The sequence below is a fragment of the Parvibaculum sp. genome, from assembly GCF_040882025.1.
GTDB lineage: Bacteria > Pseudomonadota > Alphaproteobacteria > Parvibaculales > Parvibaculaceae > Parvibaculum.
This window is the reverse complement of sequence record NZ_JBBECC010000069.1, coordinates 1-8,992: the sequence shown is the minus strand read 5'-3', so window position 1 is coordinate 8,992 and position 8,992 is coordinate 1. Positions and strand designations below refer to the sequence as shown.

Sequence of the window (8,992 nt, the reverse complement as noted above, 5' to 3'; positions counted from 1 at the left end):
TCCGACGACTATCACAACGAGCCGGGCGGCCATGTTCGCATCTTTCAGGAAAGCGAACTGAAAGGCGCCGTCGAAAGCCGCGGCCTCTCGTTTTTCCATCGCCATTTCGCGCATGGGCTGCACGCGCCCTATTGGTGGCTGAAATGCGCCGTGGGCGTGAAACGCGAGGATGTGCGGCTCGTCAATCTCTACAAGCGCTTTCTCGAATGGGACATCCTTGAGCGTCCATGGCTGACGCGCGCGCTCGAAAGGATCGCCGGGCCGTTGATGGGCAAGAGCGTCGTTCTCTATTTCACCAAGGGAGCGGCGTGATGGTGCACCTGACCTGGGGCGATCCGGTTTCGGAAGATTTTTTCCTCGGCTCGCGTGCGCGCATTCTGGAGCTGCAGCGCGATACCGGCGCGATCCCCTGGTATGACGGCGGCGTCGTTGACCCTTGGAACCATACCGAGGCGGCGATGGGCCTGACGGTGCTCGGCGAAATCGGGCATGCGCGCCGCGCCTTTCGCTATCTGGCCGATACGCAACTGAAAGACGGTTCATGGTGGGGCCAGCTCGGCAGCGCCGTTCCCTTCGACGATGAGGAACAGCGCTTCACCGGCGAGGAAGCGGATGCGGGCCATCACATCCGCGATACCAACTTCGCCGCCTATATCGCAACCGGCGCCTGGCATCACTACCTCGTGACACGCGACCGCAAATGGCTGGCCGGCATCTGGCCGCATGTGAAGGCCGCCATCTCCTTCGTGCTGGCGCATCAAAGCCCGCATGGCGACATCCGCTGGTCGGCCGCCGACCCGCATACGCCCGAAGACGACGCGCTGATCACCGGCTGCTCGTCGATCTACAAGAGCCTCGAATGCGCCGCGCATATCGCGCGCGAACTGGGCGAGCCATCGCGCGACTGGCTAGCCGCCCGCATGCGGCTCGGCGAGGCGCTACGTGAGAAACCGCATCGCTTCGACCGCACTTGGGAGCCGAAGGACCGTTATTCGATGGACTGGTACTATCCGGTCCTGGCCGGCGTCGTCACCGGCGAAGCGGCGCGCAAGCGCCTCGACTGGAAATGGGACATCTTCGTCGCCGAAGGCAAGGGTTGCCGCTGCGTGCTCGACCAGCCCTGGGTGACGGTTGCCGAAAGCGCCGAGCTGACCATGGCGCTGCTCGTCGCCGGACGGCGGAAACAGGCCGAGGCCATGCTCTCCTGGCAGCATCAATGGCGCGCCAATTGCGGCGCCTACTGGATGGGCTACCAGTTCGAGGACAATGTGGCCTGGCCGGCCGAGAAGCCGGCATGGACAGCCGCCGCGGTCATTCTGGCGACCGACGCCGTGACCGGCATGACGCCCGCCGCGCGCCTCTTCGCCGAGCGCACGCTAGCCGAGGCGGCGGAGTAGCCTCAGGCTCTTCACGGCCTTTTCTTCTTCAAACAGCTTCGACGCCAACGCCATCTTGTAGATCTCGTAGGGCGGCCGGCCGCCGTCTTTCGGGTCGGGGAAGACGTCGTGGATCGCGAGGATGCCGCCCGGCATCACGCGCGGTGCCCAATGGCGGTAGTCGGTCAGCGCCGGCTCCATTCCGTGCCCGCCGTCGATGAACACCATCGCCAGCGGCGTCGCCCAACCCTTCGAGACGACCTCAGACGGCGCAACCAGCGGCACCACCGTATCTTCGAGCTTCGCCATCCGCATCGTGCGGCGGAACAGCGGAAAGGTATTGAGGCGGCCGGTTTCGGCATTGTAGAGCGCCTCGTCGTGATGCTCCCAGCCTTTCTGGTTTTCCTCGGATCCGTAGTGATGGTCGAGCGCATAGAGAACGGCGCCGTTCGCCTGACAGGCAAGGCCGATATAGACGGTCGACTTGCCGCAATAGGAGCCTATTTCGAGCACGGGCCCCATGCGCGAGGCTTCGAGCGCCGCTTCGTGCAGCGCCCAGCCCTCTTCGGCGTCCATGAAGCCCTTGATCGCCACTATGTCGATGGGAAGCTTGCGCGCCAAAATCCAGTCCTTTCGCCTCGCCGGAACGCCCGGCCCTGCCTTCTCTAGCCTCTCGCACCGGCGCGAAGCAAACGGTTAAGCAATCGCCGGGATAATGACCGGGCAAGCCTCTCCCGGAGTCATATCCATGAGCCAGCCAGCCTTCGCCCCGGAACCGGACGATTACCACGCCATCGAGCAAGCGGTGCGTGAAACCCCGCGCGGCCGCTGGTTCCTGGAAGAATTCGCCCGCCGTCACCGTTTGGTCGACACAGCCGAAGTCATTGGTGCGATTGAGAAACTGGCGCAGGAAACCGATACGGGCCTGCGGCTCGGCTTCGTCTATCACGAGGCGCAGGAACTCGCCCGCGCACTGACCGAAGCGCAAGCGGGCTTTGCCGAGGTCAAACCGGACGAGGCCACCGCCGATCCCGCCACCGTCGCTGGCACCGCGGTCCGCGCCGCCACCGACATCGCCAGCGCTGCCGAACGGCTGCAGACAATCGGTGAAGCGCTACGGAGCAAGGGCGCCGACACGGACCTCTGCGACGAGATTGAAACACATGCCGGCGGCATCTTCATAGCCGCGGCCTATGAGGAACTGACCGGCAAGCGCATCGCCGTCGTCGCCGAAGCGCTGCGCCGGATCGAGGAACGCCTCGCCCGCCTCATCGAACGCTGGGAAATGGAAATCCGCTAGCCGCCGAGCGCCTGCGCAAACGCCGCCGGATCGGCATTGCCGCCGCTGAGCACCAGCGCCACCGCCTTCCCTTTCGTATCGAAACGCCCGGCCAGCACCGCCGCCAGCGCCACGGCGCCGCCGGGCTCGACTACCAGCTTCAATTCCTCGAAAGCGAAACGCATTGCCGCCGTCACTTCCGCGTCGCTCACCGCCAGGCCGCCGGCAAGGCGCGGGGCGTTGATCGCGAAAGTAAGTTCGCCCGGCATCGGTGCCAGCAGCGCGTCGCAAAAAGATGTGGCCCCAGCCTCGTTGCCGAGCCGATGCCCGGTGGCCAGCGAGCGCGCATGGTCGTCGAAGCCTTGCGGCTCGACGCACCACACTTTCGCATCGGGCATCGCCGCCCCGAGCGCCAACACCGTTCCGGCCGCCAGTCCGCCTCCGCCCGCTGGCACCAGCACGGCGTCAAGCCCGATGCCGAACTGCGCCGCATCCTCGACGATCTCGAGTCCCACCGTGCCTTGCCCCGCGACAATATCGGGGTCGTCATAGGGCCGGACGATGACCGCACCGCGCTCTGCCGCGATACGCGCGCCGATCTCCTCGCGCATCTCCTTCAGCCGGTCATAGAGCACGATCTCCGCACCGAAGCCGCGCGTGCGTTCGATCTTGAGGCGCGGCGCATCCGACGGCATGACGATGAGCGCCGGAACGCCAAGCATCTGCGCCGCCGCCGCGACGCCTTGCGCATGATTGCCCGACGACCAGGCGACGACCCCCGCGCGCCGCTCGCTCCCGGAAAGTTGCGACAGCCGGTTCCAGGCACCGCGAAACTTGAACGATCCCGTTCGTTGCAGCATTTCGGGCTTGATGAAAATCCGGCCGCCGGCAAGCTGGCCGAGCACCGCACATTCGAGAAGCGGCGTCCGGACGGCAACGCCGGCGATGCGGGCCGCCGCGGCACGCACATCGTCGGCATTGGGTATCCGCATGGTCACGCCGAAAGATCAAAGTTGATGCAGCCGACACTCCATTGGGCGCCGCCGTCTGTTGCACGATGGCTGAGCCGCGTCAGTGAAAGCGGCGCAAGTTCGATACGCAAGGCTGTCGCAAGATCGATCTCGAGCGCATGGGCGATCGCCGCCCTGACCGCGCCGACATGCGCGACCGAAATAAGCGTATGCCCGGCATAATGTGCGCTCAACCGGTCGATGCCCGCCACGACACGCACCGCCATGTCGGCAAAGCTCTCGCCTTCGGGCGGGCGGATATCGGCCGGCTGCGACCATTCGAGTGTCCGGTTGGCCGCGAAAACGTCATTGTAGCTCATGCCCTGCCAGCGCCCATATTGCTGGTCGATGAAATCCCCGACCGCCACGGGGTCGACGCCGGGCTTCAGCGCCAGCGCCGTTGAACGCGTGCGCGTCAGCGGCGACGAAAGCCAGACCGCGACCGAGGGCAGACGCCGCGCGATGGCGGATGCCAGTGCCGGATCGACCGGCTCGGCCGCGACATCGAGCTGGCCGTAATAGCGGCTTTCGCGCCCCTGCACCGGCGCATGGACAATCCATATCCATTCGGTCCGCATACCCGCCATCTAGAGCCAGCCGCGCTGTTTGAAAAAGAAATAGGGCGCGACCGCGGAGACCACCATCGCCAGCAGCGCCAACGGATAACCGAAAGGCCAGGCAAGCTCCGGCATGAACTCGAAATTCATGCCGTAGATACTGGCAATCAGCGTCGGCGGCAGGAAAACGACGGCGGCGACCGAGAAAATCTTGATGATACCGCTCTGCTCGTTGTTGATGAGGCCGAGCGTCGCGTTGAGGATGAAACTGGTATTGTTGGCGATGAAACTCGCATGATCGCTGAGCGCGGCCAGATCGCGTGTAATCGTCTTGAAGGAGCGCTCGGTTGCTTTCGGTCGCTTTTCCGTGGCGGGTCGCGCGATGAAGCTGACCAGCCGCCCGAAACTGACGAGGCTTTCCCGAACCTGCGAGGTCAATGCATGGCTGCGGCCGATGCGACGCAGAATTTCGTCGTAGTTGCGCTTGGCCTTCCCGCCCGCATGCGGAAAAACCTCACCCGACAGCGTGTCGATGTCAGATTGGACGCGCTCCAGAATATCGGCAACACGATCGACGATGGCATCGAGCAATCCCGCCAGAACCTCCTCGCCGGTTGCGCAGGGCACGCTGTGACGCCGCGCCTCGGAGGCATAGTGACGAAAGGGGGTCGGCTCTGCATAGCGCAGCGTCAGCAACCGATGGCCCGCCAACACGAAGGTAACGGGCACGACTTGTGACCTCGGCGTGTCCGCCTGCGTCACCATTGCCGCCGTCATATAGACGACGTCGTCCTCGAGATAGAGCCGGCTCGACACCTCGATCTCCTGCATGTCCTCTTCGGTTGGGACATCGAGATTGAGCTTCACGTCGATGAAGGCCAGTTCTTCATCCGTTGGCTGCAGAAGGTCGATCCATACCGCTTCAGCCGGAATAATCCCGCTTGCTTCGACCGAGATAGGGGTCAGCGCGCCGTTGATGGGAACATAAGCTGTAATCATCGAATCTTCCGCTTGGGCTGCAGGACAGCCGCGATCATGCCCACTCATGCTGCCCGCGACAATCCGTCCCGCTATGCTCCATTAAGGTTTCACGAACCCTTTCCTCCTTGACTTCGGGGACCGAATGGCCCAATTAGCGGCTATCTGCCTTCGTGTGCGCGCTCTGCGCTGCCTTTCCGGCATCGCCTAACCCCGAAGCAGCAGACCCTTTCCTCGATTCCAAGCGCGTTGGAACGCGGCAAGACCCCGCGTGAAGCGACGGCCATAATGGCCGGCGCACGACGTTTGACTTGTGAGATTGTAACTTATGACCACGAAGACCTTCGCGGATCTCGGCGTTGCCGAGCCGCTCTGCCGCGCTCTTGAAGCGCAAAACTACACCACTCCCACCCCCATTCAGGCCCAATCCATTCCGGCGCTCCTTCAGGGCCGCGATCTTCTGGGCCTCGCCCAGACCGGCACCGGCAAGACGGCGGCCTTCGTGCTGCCGATTCTGCAGCGTCTCGACCCGCAGGCGAAGCGCCCGCAAAAAGGCGCCCGCGTCGTCATTCTTGCGCCAACGCGCGAGCTGGCCATTCAGATCGGCCAAAGCATCGAGACCTATGGCCGCAACCTGAAGCTCCGCCACACCGTCATTTTCGGTGGCGTCAACCAGTTCCGTCAGGTGAAGGCGCTGGCCGGCGGCGTCGACATTCTCGTTGCGACACCGGGCCGTCTGCTCGACCTGATGAACCAGCGCCATGCCGATCTTCGTCAGGCTTCCGTTCTGGTGTTGGACGAAGCCGACCGCATGCTCGACATGGGCTTCATCCACGACGTCAAGAAGATCGTCGCGGTACTGCCGAAGACGCGCCAGTCGCTGCTCTTCTCGGCCACGATGCCATCGAATATCGAGCATCTGGCAGCTGAAATCCTCAATGATCCGGTCCGTGTCGAAGTACGGCCCGAAATCATCACCGTCGACAAGGTCGACCAGCGCGTGTTGCATGTCGACGGCAAGCGCAAGCGCGAACTGCTGACGAAGCTTTTGGACGACAACGAACTGAGCCGCGTTATCGTTTTTACGCGCACCAAGCATTGCGCCAACCGCGTCAGCGAACAGCTTGAAAAGACAGGCATCGCCGCGGAAGCCATTCACGGCAACAAATCGCAGGGTGCCCGGCAGCGCGCACTCGAACAGTTCCGCAATGGCAGAGCTCGCGTGCTCGTCGCAACCGATATTGCCGCACGCGGCATCGACGTCACCGGCATCACGCATGTCATCAACTACGAATTGCCGAACGAGCCTGAAAGCTATGTTCACCGCATCGGCCGCACCGCGCGCGCCGGCAAGAGCGGCATCGCGATCTCCTTCTGTGATTCTTCCGAGCGTTCGCATCTGAGGAGCATCGAAAAGCTGACCAAACGGCCGCTTACCGTTATTGCAACCACCGAATGGCTCGGAGATCAGGTCGCTGTGCCGATGAATGAGCCTTCGGACAACCGCCCGGCCCGTAACGGTCCGCGCGGCCCCCGCCAGCAGCCGGGCAAACCCCGCCGCTTCGGAAAACCCGGCGCCGGCCGTGGCCGGCCGCAAGGCGGTCAAAAACAAAGCCGTCGGCAGTCCGCCGCGCAGTAGAGAAAACCGCAAAACGCGGATGAATATCTTCGCTATCGAAAAGCACCGCTTCGGGTCACTCTGAGGCGGTGTTTTCTTGTTGGCTCGGAACCCCATGCCAAGACGCAGCCTTCCCTGGTTCCTGTCAATTCTGTTGGGCCTTGCCGCCTGCGGTGTACCGGCGCCGGCCGACCGCAAGGCAAATGCCGAAGCGCTGGCGACCGGCAACATGGTTCCCGCCTATCTGCAGACACAGCGCTTCGACCTCTACAGCCTGAGCCGCATCAGCGGTTCGCATAAGCTGCTGGTGGTCTATATCGAGGGCGACGGCCTCGCCCTGACGCGGGTCGATGAAATCTCACCGGACCCGACGCCCGTCACGCCTACGGCGCTCAAGCTTGCGCTGGCGGACAGCGCTCCGGCGGTTGCTTATCTCGCCCGTCCCTGCCAGTTCACAGGAAAGGCCCACCAGCGCAATTGTCGTGCGGCACTATGGACGAGCCATCGCTACGGCGAGGAGGTTGTAGCGGCGACCGGCGAAGCACTGGACATACTCAAGAGACAGGCCGGCGCGCAATGGCTCGGCCTTGTCGGCTTTTCGGGAGGTGGCGCCGTGGCAGTCCTTGCGGCCGCGCGGCGCAATGATGTGGCGTGGTTGAAAACAGTCGCAGCGCCGCTCGACACGGACGCCTTCACGCACCATCACGGCGTGACGCGGCTAGCCCATTCATTGAACCCGGCGGATATGGCGGAAACGCTTGCCGGCTTGCCGCAGCTCCATCTTGCCGGCGAAGACGACAAGATCGTGCCGTCCGTAATCGGCAAGGCTTACATGGCGCGCATGCCGGATGCGCGCTGCAGCGCTTTGCGCGTCCTGCCCGGCCTGGGCCATCATGACGGCTGGGAGAAGAACTGGGCAAGGCTCGCGGGCGAAACGCCGACCTGCCGCTAGCGCATCAGATCGATGGCGGATCCACAAGACGTTTCGCGGGCACGTCTTTCCACGGCCCGCGAATGCCAAACCGCTCCAGCAGACCGTCTATCTGCGCCTGCCTTGTACTCAGCTTGCCCCGAATTCCAGGCATCGTATGAAGATGCATGCCCGTGACCGGCAGGAACGGATTGCGCCGCAGCGACGCATAGATTTCCGACCGGCACGTCGGCCGAGCGCTGGCGCATCGCGCATGGAAGCCGTGTGTGTCGGCCACAACCAGCGTGTTGGCCGGAACCGTCATCGCCAAAGGTTCGCGGTAGCCGAGCCGGGCGACCGTGTCGCGGTCGATCCGGAACGATCCCGCGGCAATCTCCGGATCGGGGTCCCGCGCGGCGCGCATGCTGAGATCGTGCTCCCATTCGAGGCGCCCGGGCGTTATCAGATGGGAACCGGGAACGTAGAGCAGCGGCCCGTCTTCCGGACCCACATCCTGAAGATAGAGCCATGCCTTCGCCGTCGAGTGAAACGTATCCATGTGGAGCGTATTTTGCGGGTCGGGCCGCGATGGATCGGGCTCTGCGATGACGGTCTGAACATGCGTCAGGGGCTCGCCACCGCAACCGGCCACATAGCGCATGAGATCGAAGAGACGCTTGTCGTCCAGAAAGGCGGTGAGCGCCGGACGCCCGTCGACATCCGGCCGGTCGAGGCTGGCGCGCCGCGTGACGGTCGCACCCTCGCGACGCTCCCACGAGCGCAATGGATGCGACTCAAGATCTCGTCTGATTTCGTCGAAAAGCGCCGGCGGCAGGAAATTGTGCCGCAGAACAAACCCGTCACGGGCATAGTCGGCAATGTCATCGGCATCGACAAACGCGGCCAGCCGCGCCCGGCGCTTTTTCGCCATATGTCCCGCCAGCCGCACACGCGCCATGTGCAGACCGTGACGGTTGAGCCACGCGCTACCGAGTAGCGGGTTGGCCCGAAAGGACTTCGCTCCGCTCGCCAACAGCACCGCCCACAAGGGCGCCGCGAGATAGGATATCGGCTTCAAATCGCCTCTCCCTTCCCGTCCGCCATGACCAACCATCGGGTCCGGACGCGAACATCCGATTTAAGCAAAAATGCCTTTCGTCCGCCAATACCGGCGATTCGGCCTCTTGCTGCTCTGGAGAGAGGAGGAATTTGGTGGGCGCACCAGGACTCGAACCTGGGACCCGCTGATTAAGAGTCAGCTGCT

General features: G+C 63.8%; 9 protein-coding genes and 1 pseudogene. 5 read left to right on the top strand and 5 right to left on the bottom strand.

The window, feature by feature from the left end; translation table 11 throughout:
- Positions 1-312 (top strand): annotated as a pseudogene (locus WEB61_RS04370) (SAM-dependent methyltransferase); the annotation flags it as partial.
- Positions 312-1,397 carry a prenyltransferase gene (locus WEB61_RS04365; RefSeq protein ID WP_368063106.1) on the top strand — a complete coding sequence of 362 codons (1,086 nt, stop codon included), beginning with the start codon at positions 312-314 and terminating at the stop codon, positions 1,395-1,397. The pseudogene WEB61_RS04370 and the gene WEB61_RS04365, both read left to right, overlap by 1 nt.
- On the opposite strand, the gene WEB61_RS04360 is transcribed toward WEB61_RS04365, so the two are convergent.
- On the bottom strand, positions 1,377-1,997 hold the full coding sequence (locus tag WEB61_RS04360) for a class I SAM-dependent methyltransferase (protein WP_368063105.1): 621 nt from the start codon (positions 1,995-1,997) through the stop codon (positions 1,377-1,379). The genes WEB61_RS04365 and WEB61_RS04360 overlap by 21 nt on opposite strands.
- A gap of 127 nt (positions 1,998-2,124) precedes the next feature.
- Between WEB61_RS04360 and WEB61_RS04355 the strand changes: the two genes are divergently transcribed.
- Positions 2,125-2,676, top strand: coding sequence for a hypothetical protein (locus tag WEB61_RS04355; RefSeq protein ID WP_368063104.1), 552 nt, complete (start codon positions 2,125-2,127; stop codon positions 2,674-2,676).
- On the opposite strand, the gene WEB61_RS04350 is transcribed toward WEB61_RS04355, so the two are convergent.
- From WEB61_RS04350 to corA, 3 genes are read right to left on the bottom strand one after another with little or no spacing between them, the layout of a single operon-like run.
- Positions 2,673-3,647, bottom strand: a complete 975-nt coding sequence (locus tag WEB61_RS04350; protein ID WP_368063103.1) for a threonine/serine dehydratase — start codon at positions 3,645-3,647, stop codon at positions 2,673-2,675. The two genes, WEB61_RS04355 and WEB61_RS04350, sit on opposite strands and share 4 nt — an antisense overlap.
- Positions 3,648-3,649: 2 nt before the next feature.
- Entirely contained in the window at positions 3,650-4,252 is a 603-nt protein-coding gene (locus WEB61_RS04345; protein WP_368063102.1) for a histidine phosphatase family protein, read from the bottom strand.
- Positions 4,253-5,221: a magnesium/cobalt transporter CorA gene (corA, locus tag WEB61_RS04340; RefSeq protein WP_368063101.1), complete on the bottom strand. Its 969-nt coding sequence runs from the start codon at positions 5,219-5,221 to the stop codon at positions 4,253-4,255. It abuts the gene before it with no gap.
- Positions 5,222-5,528: 307 nt separating this feature from the next.
- On the opposite strand from corA, the gene WEB61_RS04335 reads away from it, so the two are divergent.
- Both WEB61_RS04335 and WEB61_RS04330 read left to right on the top strand, forming a co-directional pair.
- Positions 5,529-6,839: a DEAD/DEAH box helicase gene (locus WEB61_RS04335; protein ID WP_368063100.1), complete on the top strand. Its 1,311-nt coding sequence runs from the start codon at positions 5,529-5,531 to the stop codon at positions 6,837-6,839.
- A gap of 94 nt (positions 6,840-6,933) precedes the next feature.
- Entirely contained in the window at positions 6,934-7,770 is an 837-nt protein-coding gene (locus tag WEB61_RS04330) for an alpha/beta fold hydrolase (protein ID WP_368063099.1), read from the top strand.
- Between the two features lie 4 nt (positions 7,771-7,774).
- On the opposite strand, the gene WEB61_RS04325 is transcribed toward WEB61_RS04330, so the two are convergent.
- Positions 7,775-8,806 carry a phytanoyl-CoA dioxygenase family protein gene (locus tag WEB61_RS04325; protein ID WP_368063098.1) on the bottom strand — a complete coding sequence of 344 codons (1,032 nt, stop codon included), beginning with the start codon at positions 8,804-8,806 and terminating at the stop codon, positions 7,775-7,777.
- Positions 8,807-8,992: the final 186 nt, after the last annotated feature.